Genomic DNA, 19,475 nt, shown 5'->3' with positions numbered 1-19,475 from the left:
CGGTTTTTATCTTTATGGAGTAAGTGATTATGTCGACTAAACCGTTTGTTTATCAGGATCCATTCCCGCTGGCGCACGACGATACCGAATACTATCTGCTCAGCAAAGAGCACGTCTCCGTCGCCGAGTTTGACGGCCAGGAAGTGCTGAAAGTGGAACCGCAGGCGCTGACCCTGCTGGCGCAACAGGCCTTCCACGATGCCGCCTTTATGCTGCGCGTCTCCCATCAGCAGCAGGTGGCCTCGATTCTGCTCGACCCGGAGGCCAGCGATAACGATAAGTATGTCGCCCTGCAGTTCCTGCGCAACTCGGAAATCGCCGCCAAAGGCGTCCTGCCCACCTGTCAGGACACCGGCACCGCCATCATCATGGGTAAAAAAGGCCAGCGCGTCTGGACCGGCGGCGGCGACGAAGCCGCCCTGGCGCAGGGCGTGTACAACACCTATACCGAAGATAACCTGCGCTACTCCCAGAACGCCCCGCTGGATATGTATAAAGAGGTCAACACCGGCACCAACCTGCCGGCGCAGATCGATCTCTACAGCGTAGACGGCGACGAATATAAATTCCTGTGCATGGCGAAAGGCGGCGGTTCCGCCAATAAAACCTATCTCTATCAGGAAACCAAAGCGCTGATCACCCCGACGAAGCTGAAAAACTATCTGGTCGAGAAGATGCGCACCCTCGGTACCGCCGCCTGCCCGCCGTACCACATCGCCTTTGTCATCGGCGGGACTTCGGCGGAAGCGACGCTGAAGACCGTCAAGCTGGCCTCCACCCGCTACTACGACGGCCTGCCGACCGAAGGCAACGAGCACGGTCAGGCGTTCCGCGATGTGCAGCTTGAACAGGAACTGCTGCAGGAAGCGCAGAACCTCGGCCTCGGCGCGCAGTTCGGCGGCAAATACTTCGCCCACGATATCCGGGTGATCCGCCTGCCGCGCCACGGCGCCTCCTGTCCGATCGGCATGGGCGTCTCCTGCTCCGCCGACCGCAACATCAAAGCCAAAATCAACCGCGACGGCATCTGGATTGAGAAGCTGGAGAGCAATCCGGGGAAATATATCCCTGAGCATCTGCGTCAGCAGGGCGAAGGCAAGGTGGTCAGCATTAACCTGAATCAGCCGATGAGCGAGATCCTGGCGCAGTTGTCCGCCCATCCGGTTTCCACCCGCCTGAGCCTCAACGGCACCATTATCGTCGCCCGCGATATCGCGCACGCTAAGCTGAAAGAGCTGCTCGACAACGGCGAGGAACTGCCGCAGTACGTAAAAGATCATCCGATCTACTACGCCGGCCCGGCCAAAACGCCTGCCGGTTACGCCTCCGGCTCCCTCGGCCCGACCACCGCTGGCCGCATGGACTCTTACGTCGATCTGCTGCAGTCCCACGGCGCGAGCATGGTGATGCTGGCGAAAGGCAACCGCAGCCAGCAGGTCACCGACGCCTGCCACCAACACGGCGGCTTCTACCTCGGCAGCATCGGCGGCCCGGCGGCGGTGCTGGCGCAACAGAGCATCAAGAGCCTCGAGTGCGTGGCCTACCCGGAACTGGGGATGGAGGCTATCTGGAAAATCGAAGTGGAAGATTTCCCGGCGTTTATTCTCGTCGACGATAAAGGCAACGATTTCTTCCAGCAGATCCAGAACAAGCAGTGCGCTGGCTGTAAACAGCACGGCTAACACCCCCTTCTGGCGCTAACAGCAGGCCGTCGCCGTTCAGGTGACGGCTTTTTTTATGCCCGCGCCGCGCCAGCTTGAATTCACTTCCTGCCAGGCTATGCTCAACTACAAGTCCTACCTTGCTTGCTGAAAAATAACAATAATTCTCTTTCTCAGGTGCTTCTATGAACAGGATAAGCGTGGTTATCCTCTGGGTACTGGCGCTGCTGGCGTTACAGCCGGCGCTGGCCGCAGAGCCGCGGCAGCAGCCAACCGCTCGCGAAAAGGCGCGCACGGTATATATTTTCCACCAGCCGGTAGTGATGTTGCAGGCGACCTTTGGCCAGACGACGCCAGAAGAGCGCGTGCTGCGCACCCGCAGCGCCCTGCGCGCATTTACCGAGGAGGATATTCGCCAGCCGCTGCGGATCGTGCCGGTTATTCGCTATGGTCAGCCGGGACGGCTGTTTCTGATGAACGGCAAACCGGTGCTGCTGTTGAGCCAGGCGGATCTCGACGAAGGTGATGATTTAACCCTCGACCAGGCGGCCCAGCGGGTGCTGGCGCGGATGGAAGCCCAGCGCACCGGCCTGCAGGAACAGTTCAATCAACGCTATCTGCTGATCTCCGCCGGTAAGGCCCTCGCCGGGGCGCTGCTGCTGGCGCTGTTTTACTACGGCGCCTTCCGCACCTGGCGGCGGGTACGGCGCTTTTTCCAGCTGCGGATCCTCGAAAAGCGCAGCGCTATTCCCCAGCACTGGCGGCGCTTTCTCGGCAATATCGAGGTCCGATTGTATGCCGCGCTGGCGATCTTCGTCGGTGTCCTGGCCTGTTACATCTGGCTGAGCTGGGTCTTCAGTCTGTTTCCCTGGACGCGCGTATGGAGTGAATCGCTGGGTGACTGGTCGCTGGGGGTGATCCGCGATATCTCGCTGTCGATTGTCGCTTCCCTGCCGGGGCTGATAATCGTGGTGCTTATTTTTCTCATTACCTGGCTCATCATTCGCCTGGTGAAAGTGGTTCTCGACCAGGTCGCCGCCGGCCGCATTCAGGTTCCCGGCATTCATCCGGAGACCGTGAGCGCTACCCGTCGGCTTATCTCGGTGGTCATCTGGTTGTTCGCCCTCTCCGCCGCCTACCCGTTTCTTCCCGGCGCCAACTCCCTTGCCTTCAAGGGCATCAGCGTGTTCTTCGGCCTGATGCTGACCCTCGGCTCGACCGGGGTGATGACCCATGCGATGAGCGGCCTGGTGCTAATCTACTCCCGGGCGCTGCGTAAAGGCGACTGGATCCGCCTCGCTGACAATGAGGGACAGGTCAGCGAGATTGGCGTGCTGGCGACCAAGATCCTCACCCGTGAGAATTACATCGTGACGGTACCGAACGCGGTGGTAGTGAGCGGCAAAATTGTCAATCTCAGCGCCGAGAGCAGCGACGGCGGGTTCAATCTCACTACCAGCGTCACCATCGGCTACGATACGCCCTGGCGCCAGGTTCATGCGCTACTGGAGCTGGCGGCGAGACGCACCCCCGGGGTCGATCAGCAAATTGCGCCGGTGGTGCGTAAGCTGGGGTTGCTCGACTGGTACACCTCGTATGAGCTGCAGGTGCGCTTATTACCCGCGACGAAGCTGCCAGATGGCCGTAACGCGTTACACAGCTGCATTATTGATGTGTTTAACGAATTCGGGGTGCAGATTATGTCGCCGAACTATGTGATGCAGCCCCGAGCCGCAGTGGTGGTGCCGCAGGAAGCCTGGTACGCCGCCCCGGCTGTCGCGCCGCAGGAGCCTGAGAAATAAGGGTTAACGTATCGGGAATGTCGCCGGGTGGCGGCTACGCCTTACCCGGCCTACAGGATCCTCTCACAGGCTTACACCTCGCAGGCCCGGCAAGCGCTGCGCCGCTGTGCAATCTATCGGCGCCGTACCCGCCATTATGCCGGGTGGCGGCTACGCCTTACCCGGCCTACGTACGTACGACCTGCCGTTAATTTATTCACCATTGTTGCTGAAACTGCCGATGCTGGCGGCCTCAAAATCGCTGAGACGTTCCCGGAAGGCCGGGGCAGCCCGCATGGATGCGGGCTGAGGGCCGTGTTTTGCAGGGACGCTGCCTCGGCCCGACCCGATGCCTGCAGGGATAAGTCGAAGGCACCACGCAGTGGCGATTTTGCTGGCCGGAGCCCGGGGGTACAGGGGGCGGCGGCGACTGGCCGCCCCCTGTGCGCTCCCTGCGCCATAAGAGACATAACGCAGAAGATCAACCGGGAGCGCAATCTGCCCGAAATTAACATAGACGTTGTAGCCCTGCCAAACGTTGTGGCCCTGCCAAACATAGTGCGAACAGGGACATTTCCGGTTGTGCCGTTATTTCGCCGGGTGGCGGCTACGCCTTACCCGGCCTACGGGGTCTACAGGCGATCTTCGCTTCCCAGGCCCGGCAAGCGCTGCGCCGCCGGGCAATCTATCGGCGTCATACCCGCCATTATGCCGGGTGGCGGCTACGCCTTACCCGGCCTACAACAACTGCCGGGCAATCCGACTCGGACGACGACTTAACCCCGCCCGGCGTCGATGTCGTCAAACACCTGCTGCGCCAGATGCATCGTGGCATTGGCCGCCGGCAGCCCGCAATACAGCGCAGAGTGCATGATCAGCTCTTTCAGCTCATCGCGGGTCACCCCGTTGTTAAACGACGCGCGTAGATGCATCTTCAGCTCCGCCTCGCGATTGAGAGCGATCAGCATGGCAATGGTGATCATGCTGCGGGTGTGGTGGTCGAGCCCCGGACGCGTCCAGGTCTCACCCCAGGCGTAGCGGGTGATAAAGTCCTGAAACTCGTCATTCAACGGCGTCAGATGCTGCAGGGTACGGTCGACGTGGGCGTCGCCCAACACTTTGCGCCGCACCGCCATTCCGTCCTGGTAGCGCTGTTTATCCTCCATGGCGTTCTCCCTGGAAAAAGCTCAGCAGCGCTGAAGTAAAGCTTTTCGCCGCCTCAATGTTTGACAGATGCGATGCCGGCAGAACCACCACCTGGGAAGCGGGGATCTGCTGCTGCAGAAAATTGGCGTCAGCGACCGTGGTGACAGGGTCACTTTCCCCGGCGATGATTAACGTCGGCAGCGGGATCTGCCCCACTTCGCCCCGCAGGTCGGCGGCGGCCAGCGCCTCACAGCAGGCGGCATAGCCTTCGGCATCGGTATGGGTCAGCTGGTGACACAGGGCCTCCACCACCTCCGGCGCCTTCTGGCGAAACGCGTGGGTGAACCAGCGGTCCGCCGCCCCGGCGGCCACCACCGCCATTCCTTCCTGGCGTACCGCCCGCGCCCGCGACAGCCAGCTGGCCTGATCGCCGATGCGCGCCGCGGTGTTGGCGACGGCCAGACCATAAAAACGCTCTGGCGCAAAGCGGCCCAGCCACAGACCGGTCAGACCGCCCATCGAAATCCCGCAGAACCAGGCCCGGTCGATATTCAGATGATCGAGCAGCGCAATTACATCTTCCCCCAGCTGGGCGAGGGTCACTTTGCCATTTTTCGTCGTTTTACCGTGGCCGTGGGTGTCGTAGCGCAGCACCCGGAAATGGGCGGTTAGCGCCTCAATCTGCGGCTGCCACATCGCCCGGGTGGTGCCCAGCGAGTTGGAGAGAACGATAACCGGCGCACCTTCCGGTCCGTCGAGTTGATAATCAAGATTCATCATGTTGCTCCTGATAACGCGCCAGCACCTGGCGCACAAAGCATTCGGCGCTGCCGGTCGCCGTTGCCGGGTCCAGCAGCGTGGTTAAACATTCGCGGGAGAGATACTGGCTGACCTGCGGATCCGCCGCGAGCAGATCGACCAGCGGACAGAGGCGGTCCAGCGCCTGACGGCACAGCGCCTCAATATGATGATGCGCATCGGCTTTGCCGATGAATTCCGCCAGCGCCAGGGTCACCGCCTCAGCCATAATCAGCCCGTGGGTAATATCGAGGTCGGCGCGCATCTTCTGCGGGAAGACCTGCATGTCGCGCACCAGCGCCTCGCTTTGCGCCAGCGCCCCGCCCACCAGGGTAATCAGCTCCGGCAGCGTCTCCCACTCCGCCTGCCAGCCGCCCAGCGCCCGCTCGTGCTGCTGAATCTGGCTGGCGTAGAGGGTCGCCATCAGCCCCGGCGTGCGCTGGGCGGCGGTCAGGATCGCCGCACAGGCCACCGGATTGCGCTTATGCGGCATCGTCGACGAGCCGCCGCGCCCTTCCGCTACCGGCTCGCCCACCTCCGCCACTTCGGTCTGCATCAGCAGGGAGAAGTCGTTAGCGAATTTCCCCAGGGTGCCGCAGACGCCGGCGAACCAGGCGCCCGCCTCCAGCAGCCGATCGCGCTGGCTGTGCCACGGGGTATCCGGCAGCGTCAGACCAAGATTCTGCGCCAGCGCCTGGCCAACCGCCGGCCCTTTCTCTTTTAGCGCGTCCAGGGTCCCCGCGGCGCCGCCGAACTGCAGCACCAGCAGACGCGGACGCATCTCGCGCAGCCGCTGCTGCCAGCGCAGGAGTGCGTCGAGGGTACCCGCCAGCTTCAGGCCAAAGGTCACCGGCAGCGCGTGCTGCATCCAGGTCCGGCCCGGCATCACGGCATCGCGATAACGATCCGCCTGCCCGGCGAGGGCCGCCAACAGCTGCTCAAGCAGGGTCTCAGCGGCCTCCAGCGCCCCGCGCAGCTGGAGCACCAGACCTGTGTCGATGGCGTCCTGACTGGTGGCGCCCCAGTGAACGTAGCGCGCGGCGTCCGGATCGCGCGCTTTTACCTGGGCCGTCAGCTGTTTCACCAGCGGGATCGCCAGGTTACCCGCCCCCACCGCCGCCTCGCCGAGGGCGGTAAAATCGATCGCCTCGTGGCGGCAGGCGGCGACAATCGGCCCGACCGCCGCCGTCGGCACCATGCCGCAGGCGGCCTGCGCCTGGGCCAGCGCCGCTTCAAAATCCAGCATGCCCTGCACCCGCTGCGCGTCGCTGAACCAGTCGGTCAGCGGACTGCTGCGCAACATCGGGGTCAACAAACTCATTCTGGCTCCTTAAACACGTTCAATAATCAGGGCGATCCCCTGCCCGACGCCGATGCACATGGTGCACAGCGCGTAGCGGCCGCCGGTCCGTTTCAGCTGGTAAGCCGCGGTCATCGCCAGGCGGCCGCCGGAGGCGCCGAGCGGATGCCCCAGGGCGATCGCCCCGCCGTTGGGGTTCACATGGGCGGCATCGTCCGGTAAGCCCAAATCGCGGGTCACCGCCAGCGCCTGGGCGGCGAAGGCTTCATTCAGCTCAATCACGTCCATCTGGGCTAACGTCAGGCCGGTCTGCGCCAGCACCTTCCGCACCGCCGGCGCCGGGCCAAAGCCCATAATGCGCGGCGCCACCCCCGCCGTCGCCACGCCGACCACCCGGGCCAGCGGTTGAAGATCGTTGGCCGCCAGCGCGGTTTCGCTGGCCAGCAGCAGCGCGCAGGCACCATCGTTAACGCCGGAGGCATTCCCGGCGGTGACGCTGCCGTCGGCGCGCACCACGCCGCGCAGTTTAGCCAGCGCCTCCAGCGAGGTGCTGCGCGGGTGTTCATCGCGGCTAAACCGCAGCGGCTCGCCTTTGCGCTGCGGCACCTGGACGGCGATCAGCTCATCGGCGAAACGTCCTGCCTCCTGGGCCGCGGCGGCGCGCAGTTGACTGCGCAAGGCGAACGCGTCCTGATCGGCGCGGGAAATGGCAAACTCATCGGCGACGTTTTCCGCCGTCTCCGGCATGGAATGGACACCGTACAAGGCTTTCATCTGCGGGTTAATAAAGCGCCAGCCGATGGTGGTATCTTCCATCTGCATGTTGCGGCTAAAGGCGCTCTCCGCTTTACCCATCACAAACGGCGCCCGGGACATGCTCTCCACCCCGCCGGCGATCATCAGCTGCGTTTCACCGCTTTTAATCGCCCGCGCCGCGACGCCGATCGCGTCGAGGCTGGAGCCGCACAGGCGGTTGATGGTGCTACCGGGCACGCTCTCCGGCAGCCCGGCCAGCAGCAGCGCCATGCGCGCCACGTTGCGGTTGTCTTCCCCGGCCTGGTTGGCGCAGCCCAGAATCACATCGTCAATGCGCGAGGGATCCAGGCCCGGGTTACGCTCCAGCAGCGCTTTCAGCGGCAGCGCCGCGAGGTCGTCGGCGCGCATCGTCGCCAGAGTACCACCAAAACGGCCAAAGGGTGTACGCACCGCATCACAGATAAATGCCTGATTCATCATAGGTTCCTTACGCGCTTTCCGCCAGTTGTTCAAAGGTCAGCGTCACCGGAGTGATGCACTGCAGCTCTTCAAAAGAGAGACCGTTAAAGATTTCCCGCACCACCGGGCCGCGGTCGGTAATGTCGATCACCGCCAGGTCGGTATAGATCCGGCTAACGCAGCCGACCCCGGTCAGCGGATAGCTGCACTGTTCCACCAGCTTGCACTCGCCGTCGCGGGTCAGATGGTCCATCATCACAAACACCTGGCGAGCGCCGATGGCCAGATCCATCGCCCCGCCGACCGCCGGGATAGCGTCCGGCGCGCCGGTGCTCCAGTTGGCGAGATCGCCGCTGGCGGAGACCTGATAGGCCCCCAACACGCAGATATCGAGATGGCCGCCGCGCATCATGGCAAAGGAGTCGCCATGGTGGAAATAGCAGCCGCCCTGCAGGAGGGTGACGTACTCTTTTCCGGCATTGATCAGCTCCGGATCTTCTTCGCCAGGCAGCGGTTTCGGCCCCATGCCCAGCAGGCCGTTCTCGCTATGCAGGAACACCTCTTTGTCGGCGGGCAGGTAATTGGCAATCCGGGTCGGCAGGCCAATACCGAGGTTAACGTAAGCGCCTTCGGGGATATCGCGGGCCACGCGCTGGGCCATTTCGTCACGGGTCAGTTTTTGCATCTCGGGCTCCTCAGGCGCGTTGTGCGGCAGTCAGGTTTTCCAGCGAGAAGAGGCGCTGGACGAAAATGCCGGGGGTGATAATGTGTTCAGGGTCGAGGTCGCCCAGCGACACCAGCTGCGAGACTTCAACGATGGTGGTTTTCGCCGCCGTCGCCATAATCGGGCCAAAGTTGCGTGCCGCCTTGCGATACACCAGGTTGCCCCAACGGTCGCCCTGGTGAGCTTTAATCAGCGCGAAATCGGCTTTGATCGGATACTCCAGCACATAGTGGCGGCCGTCGATTTCCCGTGTCTCCTTCCCTTCCGCCAGCGGCGTGCCGTAGCCGGTGGGGGTAAAGACCGCGCCCAGCCCTGCGCCGGCGGCCTGGATCCGCGCCGCGAGGTTGCCCTGCGGCACCAGCTCAAGCTCCACTTTGCCGCGTCGATAGAGGTCATCAAAAATCTGTGAATCGACCTGGCGCGGGAAGGAGCAGATCATTTTGCGCACCCGGCCAGCCTTCAGCAGCGCCGCGAGCCCCACTTCGCCGTTGCCGGCGTTGTTGTTAATGATGGTCAGGTCGCGGGCGCCCTGGTCTATCAGGGCGTCAATCAGAAAGGTCGGCTGGCCGGCAGGACCAAAGCCGCCGATCATAATAGTCGCCCCGTCGTGGATCCCGGCGATGGCCTCGCTCAGCGTCGATACGCTTTTATCAATCATCAGGTCGCTCCATTGATGTGCGGTAATCGCACTTTTATTCGTTGTTCGCACAAAATGTGACCCGCTTAACGATGTCGGTCAAGGGCGATAATCGAAATATGGTGCGATAATCGAACATCGGTTATCTTTAGCGAAAGAATGTGATCGATGGCAAATATGGGGAACAGAAATGGATAAGCATCCAGACGATTTACTGACCGGCGACGGCGATCCGTTTAAGGGCGATCCTAACTTTATGGCCTCGCTGGCGCGCGGCCTGGAGGTCATTCAGGCATTCACGCCGCAGCGGCCCCTGCTGTCTATCTCACAGATCAGTCAGAAGACCGGTATTCCGCGCGCCGCGGTGCGCCGCTGCCTGTATACCCTGAGCAAGCTGGGGTTCGTCTATGCCGAAGACGGTAAAAACTTTCAGCTACGGCCGCGGATCCTGGCCCTCGGTCACGCCTGGCTGGCCTCGACGCCGCTGGCGCGTTCGGCGCAGCCGGTGCTGCGGCATCTGAGCGAAATGCTCAACGAGTCCTGCTCCATCGCCACCCTCGACGGCGACGATATTCTGTATATCGCCCGCGCCTCCAGCTCGCGGATCATGACCATCGACCTCGATATCGGCAGCCGCCTTCCGGCGTGGGCGACCTCGATGGGCCGGGTGCTGCTCAGCCATCAGCCAGAGGAGAAGCTCAACGATATGCTGGCCAGGGTAACCATGATCCGCTATACCCCGCAGACGGTGGACTCGGTGGCGAAACTGCGCGCCGAGCTGAAACGGGTGCATCAACAGGGGTATGCCCTCAACGATCAGGAGCTGGAGATGGGCCTGCGCTCCCTCGCGGTACCGCTGTTTAACGCCCAGGGTCAGGTGCAGGCGGCGCTCAACGTCGGGGTGCATGCGGGCCAGATGTCGGCCCGCGAAATGATCGACCGCGTGCTGCCGGAGCTGCAAAAAGCCGCCCGCGAGCTGACGCTGCTGATGCGCTAACGGCTGCGCTTGGCGTGCTGCTCCCAGGTCTCCTGCTTCGCTTCGGCCGATTTACGCAGCGCGACATAGCAGGCGCCGCTGCCGCCGTGGTGCGGAAGCGCGGCGCAGAAGGCCTGCACCTCTGGCAACTCTTCCAGCCAGCGCGCCAGATAGCTGCGGATGATATTGGCGTGGGACTGATCGTCGCGGCCTTTGCCGTGAACGATCAGCACATTGCGTAACCCCTCTTTCTGCGCCTGCACCATAAAGGCGAAGAGCATCTGCCGGCACTGCTCCACCGGCTGGCGCAGCAGGGAGAGGCTCGCCTGCTGGCCGTATTTCCCCCGCCGCAGCTTATCCAGCACGCCGCTCTGCAGCCCTTCGCGCTTAAACTCCAGCGGCGTGGCGAGCGGTACGATATCGAGATAGCCGGTAGTGAGAAAATTATCCAGTTGCAGGGTGTCGACGCGCTGCGGGGCGCGACTGTTGCGCCCGGGATGCCAGTGCACGTCATTGTTACGTTTCAGGGGCTGGACATCTTCCATGGCGTCAAGAAACAGGGATTTGTCATCAAGGTTCATGGGCTCTCCTCCAGCGGCTGTCGCCAGCTACTATAGCCGCCTCGTGCTCCCCCCTCAATGCGTTTATCCCCGTCTGCTGGCAAAGTGAGCGCGACGGGCGGTTAAGGAAACCATTGTCGACTCTGGCGGCGAAACAGGGTGATCAATGACGCCGTTAGCGGCGTCTGTCGGGTGTCGCGCCGCTGGATCAGAAAATAGGCCGCCGTCGGCAATGCTTCGCGGACGGGGATCATCATCAGCTTGTCCGCCATCAGCGGATCGTTGCCGAGCTCCACCGGCAGGATACTGAGAAAATCGCTTTTCACCACCAGGCTGATGCACGACGAGAAGGTCTCGCACACAATATTCACCTTTGGCGCCAGCCCGGCCTGATTAAACCTGTCCTGCAGCTGTTTAAAGTAGCTGCCGCGCGGCGTCGGCATGGTCCAGTGGTGATCCATCAGCTCCACCAGCGAGGTGGCCTGCGCCGCCGGATGCCCCGCGCGAGCGAACACTGCGAACGGTTTCTCAAACAGTTTTTCAAAGCTGAACTCATGATCATATGGCCCGGGATAGTAGGTATTGATGGTGAAATCCAGCTCTCCCTGGCGCAGCTCATTGATCATCGCCAGCAGCTGGCCCTCCATGATCCGCACCTTCACCTGAGGATGCTGCTGATGAAAGCGGCAGATCACCGACGGCATCAGCGACCGGGCGACGCTGGCGCCAAGGCCAATATTGATCTGCCCGGCCTGCTCTCCCTGACGCTGCAGCAGTTCATCCTGCGCCGCCCGCAGCTCCTCAAGGATCAGGCTCGCATGTTGATAAAAACTTTCGCCATTGTCAGTCAGCGCCACCCCCTGGCGGCGGCGGACGAACAACTGAGCGGAAAGCCCCTCCTCGAGCTCTTTAATCGCTTTGGTCAAGGCCGGCTGCGAGATCGCCAGCGAGCGGCTGGCGCCGCGAATACTCCCTTCCCGGGCCACCTCGACGAAGGCGCGAATTTGATGAAATTTGATCTGAAAGGCCATGCTTTTGGTGATAACCGTTGTTTATCAGACGCAAGAAAATGACATCTACTGTAATCCATCAGGCTGTGGCAGGTTAAGAGCGTTAAGGCCTGTAGCGTTTCAGTGATAAATAAAAGCTATCACATCGTGAACGCCATCACATTTTTTACTTATGACAGGATAAGCTATGCCGCAACTTGATGAATACCTGCGCCAGCTGGCGCCAGCCATGACCCAATGGCGCCGCGATTTTCACCTGCACGCTGAATCCGGCTGGCTGGAGTTTCGCACCGCCAGTAAGGTGGCGAAGATCCTCGACGGGCTCGGCTACCAGCTGGCGCTGGGGCGCGACGTCATCGATGCCGACAGCCGGATGGGGCTGCCGGATGAGGAGACCCTGGCCAAGGCTTTCGAGCGCGCCCGCGAGCAAGGGGCGCCGGAACGCTGGTTGCCGGCGTTTGAAGGCGGGTTCGCCGGCGTGGTGGCGACGCTCGACACCGGACGTCCCGGCCCAACCCTGGCCTTTCGCGTCGACATGGACGCCCTCGACCTCAATGAGCAGCACGATGACAGCCATCGCCCCCATCGCGACCATTTCGCCTCCTGCAACGCCGGCATGATGCACGCCTGCGGCCACGATGGGCATACCGCCATCGGGCTGGGGCTGGCGCATGTGCTCAAGCAGTATGTCGCCCAGCTCAATGGCGTCATTAAACTGATTTTCCAGCCTGCTGAAGAGGGTACCCGCGGCGCCCGCGCGATGGTGGCCGCCGGCGTGGTGGACGAGGTGGACTATTTTACCGCCATCCATATCGGCACCGGCGTCCCGGTCGGCACCGTGGTGTGCGGTGGCGACAACTTTATGGCCACCACCAAATTCGATGTGCAGTTCAGCGGCGTGGCCGCTCATGCCGGCGGCAAGCCTGAAGATGGGCGCAACGCGCTGCTCGCCGCCGCCCAGGCCGCCCTTGCCCTGCACGCCATCCCACCGCACAGCGCCGGCGCTTCGCGGGTCAACGTCGGGCTGATGCAGGCCGGCACCGGACGCAACGTGGTGCCCTCCTCGGCTCTGTTAAAAGTGGAAACCCGCGGCGAAAGCGAAGCCATCAACCAGTATGTTTTTGACCGGGCGCAGCACGTCATCGCCGGGGCCGCGGCGATGTATCAAGCCGGGTACGAGTTACGCATGATGGGGGCCGCCACCGCCAGCGCCCCGTCGCCGGCGTGGGTGGCGTACCTGCGCGAACAGGCCGCGCGGGTGCCCGGCGTGCAGCAGGCGGTGGATCGCATCGCCGCCCCGGCGGGATCGGAAGACGCCACCCTGATGATGGCCCGGGTCCAGGCGCGCGGCGGCCTTGCGTCATACATGATATTCGGCACCGAACTGAGCGCCGGTCATCACAACGAGAAGTTTGACTTCGACGAGAGCGTAATGACGGTCGCGGTCGACACCCTGGCGCGCGTCGCGCTTAACTTTCCCTGGCAGCGGGGGGTGTGATGGACCCGATTTTTCAGTTTGTTGAAGAGGTAATTGAGGCAAGCCGCGAGACCTATTGCGCCATCGCCGATGATATCTGGGACCACCCGGAGACGCGCTTTGAGGAGTTCTGGTCCGCCCGGCGGCTGGCGGACGCCCTGGAAGCGGAAGGTTTCCAGCTGACCCGTGATGCTGGCGGGATCCCCAATGCTTTTATCGCCAGCGTCGGCGAGGGCCAACCGGTTATTGCCCTGCTGGGCGAGTTTGACGCCCTGGCGGGTCTCAGCCAGCAGGCCCATTGCGCGGAGCCGACATCGTCAACGCCGGGGGGCAACGGTCACGGCTGCGGGCACAATCTGCTCGGGACAGCGGCTTTCGCCGCGGCGGTTGCCGCCAAAAAATGGCTGCAGCAGCACGGCGGCGCGGGCACCCTGCGCTTCTACGGTTGCCCGGGGGAAGAAGGCGGCTCGGGCAAAACGTTCATGGTGCGCGAAGGGCTGTTTGATGACGTCGATGCGGCCCTCACCTGGCATCCGGAGGCCTGGGCCGGGATGTTCAGCACCCGCACTCTCGCCAACATTCAGGCGGCGTGGCGCTTTACCGGCACCGCCGCCCACGCCGCCAATTCGCCGCACCTGGGGCGAAGCGCCCTGGACGCAGTCACCCTGATGACCACCGGCAGCAACTTCCTGAATGAACATATTATCGAGAAGGCGCGGGTTCATTACGCCATTACCGATACCGGCGGCGTCTCGCCCAACGTCGTCCAGGCCCAGGCGGAAGTGCTGTATCTGATCCGCGCCCCGGAGATGGCAGATGTAGAACAGATCTTCGCCCGCATTGAGAAGATTGCCCAGGGGGCCGCGCTGATGACCGAGACCCACGTCAGCTGCCGCTTTGAAAAAGCCTGTTCCAGCTATCTGCCCAACCGCACGCTCGAAGCGGCGATGTATCAGGCGGTAGCGCATTACGGCACGCCGGCATGGAGCGACGACGATCGCGCCTTTGCCGCGGCGATCCGCGCCACTCTCAGCGCCAACGATATCAACAACAGCCTGAACAATATCGCCGGCACCGGCGGCGAGGCGGGGAAAACCTTCGCTCGTCGCCACCGCGATACGATGCTGAGTGATGAGGTGGCGCCGTGGGCGGCCACGGATACGATTCTCGCCGGCTCCACCGACGTCGGCGACGTCAGCTGGAAAGCGCCGGTGGCCCAATGCTTCAGCCCCTGCTTCGCGGTGGGTACCCCGCTGCACAGCTGGCAGCTGGTGAGCCAGGGACGCACCTCCATCGCCCATAAAGGGATGCTGCTGGCGGGGAAAGTCCTCGCGGCGACGGCGATCCGTTTATTCAGCGACCGCGCGCTGCTGGAGGCCAGCCAGCGAGAGCTCAGGCAGGCGCTGGCCGAACATCCTTACCGCTGCCCGATTCCGGCGGAGGTGAGACCGTCGGTTTTACGATAACCATAAGACCAGACCGCTCCTGACAGACGCTGACCGGCATAGCGGCACGCACCGACCATAATAACCGCCGGCAGTACGGGAGCAGGCCTGCCCAACACAACAACGACAACAGAGGAACGCCCATGAGTATGTCATCCATACCGTCGCCTTCCCCCGCCGGAAAGCGCTATGGCTGGGTAGAGAAGATCGGTAATAAGGTCCCGCACCCGTTTTTGCTGTTTATCTATCTTATCGTGGCGCTGATCGCCGCCACGGCGATACTCTCCGCCTTCAACGTCGGGGTGCAAAACCCTGCGGACGGGTCGCGGGTGGTGGTCAAAAACCTGCTCAGCGTGGAAGGGCTGCACTGGTTTTTACCGAACGTGATTAAAAACTTCAGCGGTTTCGCGCCGCTGGGGGCGATCCTCGCCCTGGTGTTGGGCGCCGGCTTTGCCGAGCGGGTGGGCCTGTTGCCCGCGCTGATGGTCAAGATGGCCTCCCACGTTAGCGCCCGTTATGCCAGCTATATGGTGCTATTCATCGCCTTTTTCAGCCATATCTCTTCCGACGCCGCGCTGGTGATCATGCCGCCGCTGGGGGCGCTGATGTTTCTCGCTGTCGGTCGGCATCCGGTCGCCGGCCTGCTGGCGGCGATAGCCGGCGTGGGCTGCGGCTTTACCGCCAATTTACTGATCGTCACCACCGACGTGCTGCTCTCCGGGATCAGCACCGAGGCGGCCAAATCCATCGATGCCTCTCTGCACGTCAGCGTGATCGACAACTGGTACTTTATGGCGACCTCGGTGATCCTCCTGACCCTCGTCGGCGGTTTAATCACTGACAAGCTGGTGGAGCCGAGGCTGGGACAGTGGCAAGGCAGCCGCGACGAAAAGCTGCAAACCTTGACCACCGAGGAGCGTTTCGGCCTGCGCATCGCCGGGGTAGCAACGCTGGCGTTCGTGGCGGTCATCGCCCTGATGGTGGTTCCTGAAAACGGCATTCTTCGCGATCCGGTTCAGCACACGGTGATGCCCTCGCCGTTTATCAAAGGCATCGTGCCGCTGATCATCTTTTTCTTCTTTGTCGTGTCGCTGGCTTACGGCATCGCCACTGGCAAAATTCGCCGTCAGGCCGATCTGCCGCAGTTGATGATTGAGCCGATGAAAGAGATGGCCGGATTTATCGTGATGGTCTTCCCGCTGGCGCAGTTCGTGGCGATGTTCAACTGGAGCAATATGGGCAAGTTTATGGCCGTTGGCCTGACGGACCTGCTGGAGAGCGCCGGCATGAACGGCGTCCCGGCGTTTGTCGGTCTGGCGCTGCTGTCGGCTTTTCTGTGCATGTTTATCGCCAGCGGCTCGGCCATCTGGTCGATTCTAGCGCCGATCTTCGTGCCGATGTTTATGCTGCTGGGCTTCCACCCGGCGTTTGCGCAGATCCTGTTTCGCATCGCCGATTCATCGGTGCTGCCGCTGGCGCCGGTTTCACCGTTTGTACCGCTGTTTCTCGGTTTTTTACAGCGCTACCGACCCGACGCCCGCCTCGGGACTTACTACTCGCTGGTGCTCCCTTACCCGCTGATTTTTCTCGCCGTCTGGCTGCTGTTGCTGGTGGGCTGGTATCTGGCAGGACTGCCCATCGGCCCTGGCATTTATCCGCGGCTCCCTTAAGCCGTTGAAGCGCCAGGGACGGCTGCTTACTCTTAACGCGGCACCTTCATTTTGACCTTACGGGGGACATCTGCGGCTCCGGCGAAGAAGCCGAAAAGCGCGCGATACCCACGTTCGAGCAACAGCGTGAGGCCGTGGATAACCAGGCCGCTGAAGATCAATACGATTACACCAGTCAGTATATATTGCATAGCCCCACCTCTGAGTTATTAACCGCGCCGCGACGACGCGGTGGCACCTTCCCGGGCGCACAAAGCGGCGCGGAGGACCGGCGTCGTCAGCTTAAAAGTAGCAAAAACCATGCCCGATAACCCGCCAGGATCGATCCAAAAATAAATCAACGTACAGGCCGCAGGAAGCCGGCCGGGAATACGGGTTTATCTTTTGGGAGTATAGTTGACCGCCGCCGGCGCGTGGTATCGTGTGGCCCTCGTGTACGATGGTGGATGACTGAAACGATGTTGACCTTGCTGCAGGATAAAATGGATACCCCGCTGGGGGCGCTGTGGGTACTCTGCGACGAACAGTTTAATTTACGCGCCGTCGAGTGGGACGAGCACCGCGATCGGATGGAAACCCTGCTCGACGTACACTATCGCCGGGAAGGCTATCAGCGCGTTGACTGCCGCAATCCGGGCGGTCTCAGCAGTAAGCTGAACGACTATTTTGCCGGCGACCTGGCCGTTATCGAGACCCTGCCTACCGCCACCGCCGGCACCCCTTTCCAGCGCCAGGTCTGGCAGGCGTTGCGCGATATCCCCTGCGGCCAGGTGATGCACTACGGTCAGCTGGCCGAAGCGCTCGGTCGTCCCGGCGCGGCACGCGCGGTGGGGGCCGCCAATGGCGCCAACCCGGTGAGTATTGTGGTGCCTTGCCATCGGGTCATCGGGCGTAACGGTACGATGACCGGCTATGCCGGCGGCGTGCAGCGTAAAGAGTGGCTTCTGCGCCACGAGGGCTATCTGTTGCTTTGACTGAAAATGCCTTTTCTGGAATTTTCAGGTAATTTTACAATCAAATGTGGCTGAATAATCTATTTTTAATCAAGCAGATATCAGCCTGTTTTGATTTCCCCTGCTGATATTACGTGTTTCAGAGCCTGAAGACTTACCTGCTCATCAAAAAGATGTTAAAATTGACCAATATCAATTAAGGCCTGAGCAGACATATGATCCCTGAGAAGCGAATTATTCGACGCATTCAGTCTGGCGGTTGTGCTATCCATTGTCAGGATTGCAGTATCAGCCAGCTCTGCATCCCCTTTACTCTGAACGAGCACGAGCTTGATCAGCTGGATAATATTATCGAGCGGAAAAAGCCCATCCAGAAAGGTCAAACCTTGTTCAAAGCCGGTGATGAGCTGAAATCGTTGTATGCCATTCGCTCCGGGACCATCAAAAGCTACACCATCACCGAGCAAGGCGATGAGCAGATTACCGGCTTCCACCTGGCGGGCGATCTGGTGGGCTTTGACGCCATCGGCACCGGCCTGCACCCGAGCTTCGCCCAGGCGCTGGAAACGTCGATGGTATGCGAGATCCCCTTTGAAACCCTCGACGATCTTTCCGGAAAAATGCCGAATCTGCGTCAGCAGATGATGCGCCTGATGAGCGGTGAGATCAAAGGCGACCAGGATATGATCCTGCTGCTTTCCAAAAAGAACGCCGAAGAGCGCCTGGCCGCGTTTATCTATAACCTGTCCCGCCGTTTCGCGCAGCGCGGTTTCTCTCCCCGTGAGTTCCGTCTGACCATGACCCGCGGCGACATTGGCAACTATCTCGGCCTCACCGTCGAAACCATCAGCCGTCTGCTGGGGCGTTTCCAGAAGAGCGGCATGCTGGCGGTGAAAGGCAAATACATCACCATTGAAAACGGCGACCTGCTGGCCCAGCTGGCCGGTCAGGCGCGTAACGTCGCTTAATCTCCGCGCAACACCTGGTCAGGATCGGCAATTTTTTCAGATTTGTTGATCTGACCAGGCTCCTCCCCTGTTTCAATTCATCCATATAGGTTATCTTTTTAATAACTGACGGTAGCTGCAGTTGTAAGGAGACCCTGTATGGCGAAGTATCAGAGCATGCTGGTAGTAATCGATCCTAACCAGGACGACCAGCCGGCGCTAAGGCGAGCGGTGTACCTGCACCAACGGATTGGTGGACGCATCAAAGCCTTTTTGCCGATCTATGATTTTTCTTATGAAATGACCACCCTGTTGTCGCCGGATGAACGGACGGCGATGCGTCAGGGCGTCATTGCCCAACGAACGGCCTGGATCCGCGAGCAGGCGAAATTCTATCTTGAATCCGGAGTGCCGATTGACGTGAAGGTGGTGTGGCACAACCGCCCCTTCGAAGCCATTATTCAGGAAGTGATCAGTGAGAAACACGACCTGCTGCTGAAGATGGCCCACCAACACGACAAGCTGGAAGCGGTGATCTTCACCCCGACCGACTGGCATCTGCTGCGTAAGTGCCCTTGCCCGGTCTGGATGGTGAAAGACCAACCATGGCCAGAAGGCGGTAAAGCGCTGGTCGCCGTCAATCTGGCCAGCGAAGAAAATTATCACAACACCCTCAACGAGAAGCTGGTGCGCGAGACCCTGTCGCTGGCGGAAGAAGTCAACCACACTGAAGTGCACCTTATCGGCGCCTATCCGGTCACCCCGATCAATATCGCGATTGAGCTGCCGGATTTCGATCCCAGCGTCTACAACGACGCCATCCGCGGCCAGCATCTGCTGGCGATGAAAGCCCTGCGGCAGAAGTTTGGCATTGACGAGAAATTCACCCACGTGGAAAAAGGGTTGCCTGAGGAGGTGATCCCGGATCTCGCCGAGCATCTGCAGGCGGGGATCGTGGTGCTGGGTACGGTCGGACGAACCGGCCTCTCCGCGGCGTTCCTTGGCAATACCGCGGAGCAGGTTGTCGACCACCTGCGCTGCGATCTGCTGGTGCTTAAACCAGAGGCCTATCAGACGCCGGTGGAACTGGACGACGACGACGACGATTAACCTTCCCTCCCGGAACGTTCATCATCCCCCGCCTCGCGGGGGATTTTTTTGCCCGCTTTCCCTCA

Annotated in this window: 18 protein-coding genes; 9 read left to right on the top strand and 9 right to left on the bottom strand. The window is 61.5% G+C overall.

Translation table 11 applies throughout. The features are described from left to right. Positions 1–29: 29 nt before the first annotated feature. Positions 30–1,682: a class I fumarate hydratase FumA gene (gene fumA / locus GQR96_RS11210; RefSeq protein WP_048294808.1), complete on the top strand. Its 1,653-nt coding sequence runs from the start codon at positions 30–32 to the stop codon at positions 1,680–1,682. Between the two features lie 164 nt (positions 1,683–1,846). After that, the gene (locus tag GQR96_RS11205) at positions 1,847–3,463 is read left to right on the top strand and encodes a mechanosensitive ion channel family protein (RefSeq protein WP_065904147.1); all 1,617 of its coding nucleotides are present in this window, start codon (positions 1,847–1,849) and stop codon (positions 3,461–3,463) included. 755 nt (positions 3,464–4,218) lie between these two features. Here GQR96_RS11205 and pcaC read toward each other — a convergent pair. From pcaC to GQR96_RS11175, 6 genes are read right to left on the bottom strand one after another with little or no spacing between them, the layout of a single operon-like run. Further along, a complete protein-coding gene (pcaC, locus tag GQR96_RS11200) occupies positions 4,219–4,608 on the bottom strand; it encodes a 4-carboxymuconolactone decarboxylase (protein WP_004886998.1) in 390 nt (129 codons plus the stop codon). Further along, the gene (pcaD, locus tag GQR96_RS11195) at positions 4,598–5,365 is read right to left on the bottom strand and encodes a 3-oxoadipate enol-lactonase (RefSeq protein WP_004887001.1); all 768 of its coding nucleotides are present in this window, start codon (positions 5,363–5,365) and stop codon (positions 4,598–4,600) included. Before pcaD ends, pcaC begins: the two co-directional genes overlap by 11 nt. Further along, the gene (locus tag GQR96_RS11190; RefSeq protein ID WP_065904144.1) at positions 5,355–6,707 is read right to left on the bottom strand and encodes a 3-carboxy-cis,cis-muconate cycloisomerase; all 1,353 of its coding nucleotides are present in this window, start codon (positions 6,705–6,707) and stop codon (positions 5,355–5,357) included. Before GQR96_RS11190 ends, pcaD begins: the two co-directional genes overlap by 11 nt. 9 nt (positions 6,708–6,716) lie before the next feature. After that, positions 6,717–7,919: a 3-oxoadipyl-CoA thiolase gene (gene pcaF, locus GQR96_RS11185; protein ID WP_004887005.1), complete on the bottom strand. Its 1,203-nt coding sequence runs from the start codon at positions 7,917–7,919 to the stop codon at positions 6,717–6,719. A 10-nt stretch (positions 7,920–7,929) separates the two neighbouring features. Next, complete coding sequence (locus GQR96_RS11180) at positions 7,930–8,586, bottom strand: 3-oxoacid CoA-transferase subunit B (RefSeq protein WP_065904141.1); 657 nt, start codon at positions 8,584–8,586, stop codon at positions 7,930–7,932. A gap of 10 nt (positions 8,587–8,596) precedes the next feature. Then, complete coding sequence (locus GQR96_RS11175) at positions 8,597–9,283, bottom strand: 3-oxoacid CoA-transferase subunit A (protein ID WP_004887011.1); 687 nt, start codon at positions 9,281–9,283, stop codon at positions 8,597–8,599. A gap of 169 nt (positions 9,284–9,452) precedes the next feature. On the opposite strand from GQR96_RS11175, the gene GQR96_RS11170 reads away from it, so the two are divergent. After that, positions 9,453–10,259, top strand: coding sequence for an IclR family transcriptional regulator domain-containing protein (locus tag GQR96_RS11170; RefSeq protein ID WP_004887014.1), 807 nt, complete (start codon positions 9,453–9,455; stop codon positions 10,257–10,259). Here the strand turns inward: GQR96_RS11170 and smrA are convergent. Further along, the gene (smrA, locus tag GQR96_RS11165; protein ID WP_004887017.1) at positions 10,256–10,819 is read right to left on the bottom strand and encodes a DNA endonuclease SmrA; all 564 of its coding nucleotides are present in this window, start codon (positions 10,817–10,819) and stop codon (positions 10,256–10,258) included. The two genes, GQR96_RS11170 and smrA, sit on opposite strands and share 4 nt — an antisense overlap. A gap of 101 nt (positions 10,820–10,920) precedes the next feature. Then, positions 10,921–11,829, bottom strand: a complete 909-nt coding sequence (locus GQR96_RS11160; protein WP_004887019.1) for a LysR family transcriptional regulator — start codon at positions 11,827–11,829, stop codon at positions 10,921–10,923. 166 nt (positions 11,830–11,995) lie between these two features. On the opposite strand from GQR96_RS11160, the gene GQR96_RS11155 reads away from it, so the two are divergent. The 3 genes from GQR96_RS11155 (at position 11,996) to abgT (ending at position 16,400) form a co-directional block, all read left to right on the top strand. Continuing rightward, on the top strand, positions 11,996–13,306 hold the full coding sequence (locus GQR96_RS11155) for a M20 family metallo-hydrolase (RefSeq protein WP_236948505.1): 1,311 nt from the start codon (positions 11,996–11,998) through the stop codon (positions 13,304–13,306). Next, the gene (locus tag GQR96_RS11150) at positions 13,306–14,751 is read left to right on the top strand and encodes a M20 family metallopeptidase (protein ID WP_065904133.1); all 1,446 of its coding nucleotides are present in this window, start codon (positions 13,306–13,308) and stop codon (positions 14,749–14,751) included. The genes GQR96_RS11155 and GQR96_RS11150 overlap by 1 nt, the downstream gene beginning before the upstream one ends. 122 nt (positions 14,752–14,873) lie before the next feature. Next, positions 14,874–16,400 carry a p-aminobenzoyl-glutamate transporter gene (gene abgT, locus GQR96_RS11145; RefSeq protein ID WP_023318148.1) on the top strand — a complete coding sequence of 509 codons (1,527 nt, stop codon included), beginning with the start codon at positions 14,874–14,876 and terminating at the stop codon, positions 16,398–16,400. 32 nt (positions 16,401–16,432) lie between these two features. Here the strand turns inward: abgT and GQR96_RS11140 are convergent, their stop codons facing one another. Further along, a complete protein-coding gene (locus tag GQR96_RS11140; RefSeq protein WP_004887027.1) occupies positions 16,433–16,591 on the bottom strand; it encodes a hypothetical protein in 159 nt (52 codons plus the stop codon). Positions 16,592–16,858: 267 nt separating this feature from the next. Here GQR96_RS11140 and ogt point away from each other — a divergent pair, with 267 nt between their 5' ends. From ogt to uspE, 3 genes are all read left to right on the top strand, one after another. Continuing rightward, positions 16,859–17,374: a methylated-DNA--[protein]-cysteine S-methyltransferase gene (gene ogt, locus GQR96_RS11135; protein ID WP_004887029.1), complete on the top strand. Its 516-nt coding sequence runs from the start codon at positions 16,859–16,861 to the stop codon at positions 17,372–17,374. Between the two features lie 194 nt (positions 17,375–17,568). Beyond that, the gene (gene fnr, locus GQR96_RS11130; protein WP_004887031.1) at positions 17,569–18,321 is read left to right on the top strand and encodes a fumarate/nitrate reduction transcriptional regulator Fnr; all 753 of its coding nucleotides are present in this window, start codon (positions 17,569–17,571) and stop codon (positions 18,319–18,321) included. Positions 18,322–18,459: 138 nt separating this feature from the next. After that, positions 18,460–19,410: a universal stress protein UspE gene (uspE, locus tag GQR96_RS11125; RefSeq protein ID WP_004887033.1), complete on the top strand. Its 951-nt coding sequence runs from the start codon at positions 18,460–18,462 to the stop codon at positions 19,408–19,410. The last annotated feature ends 65 nt before the right edge of the window (positions 19,411–19,475 follow it).

Source organism: Klebsiella sp. PCX (assembly GCF_021869705.1).
Classification (GTDB): Bacteria; Pseudomonadota; Gammaproteobacteria; order Enterobacterales; family Enterobacteriaceae; genus Klebsiella; species Klebsiella quasipneumoniae.
The sequence above is the reverse complement of the archived record's forward strand: the minus strand, read 5'-3'. Positions and strand labels throughout refer to the sequence as shown.